Origin of the sequence: Sulfitobacter sp. HI0129, from assembly GCF_001635395.1 — a bacterium.
Classification (GTDB): domain Bacteria; phylum Pseudomonadota; class Alphaproteobacteria; order Rhodobacterales; family Rhodobacteraceae; genus Sulfitobacter.
In genome coordinates this window covers 1-201 of the sequence record NZ_LWGH01000113.1, presented here as the reverse complement: position 1 = coordinate 201, position 201 = coordinate 1, and the positions used below count along the sequence as shown (strand labels likewise).

At 65.7% G+C, this 201-nt stretch carries 1 protein-coding gene; it reads right to left on the bottom strand.

The features are described from left to right. Nucleotides 1–201 (bottom strand): tetraacyldisaccharide 4'-kinase (locus A3764_RS01100; RefSeq protein WP_201722381.1); only part of this gene is annotated, 201 nt, incomplete at both ends.

Genomic DNA, 201 nt, shown 5'->3' with positions numbered 1-201 from the left:
CGCCCCGAGGTCACGCAACGTGGCAAAGAACTTCTCCGGATGTCCGATGCCTGCGAATGCAAGCACTTCTGTGTCCGACCAGTCCATCCCCGTCTGCAGCGCGATGAGTTCCGCGGGAACGCGGGTAGGCTTCTCTGGGGGCGTGAAGGCGGCCTGCGCCACCGCATCCCCGATGCTGAGAAGCAGGTCAGCGCGCGCCAG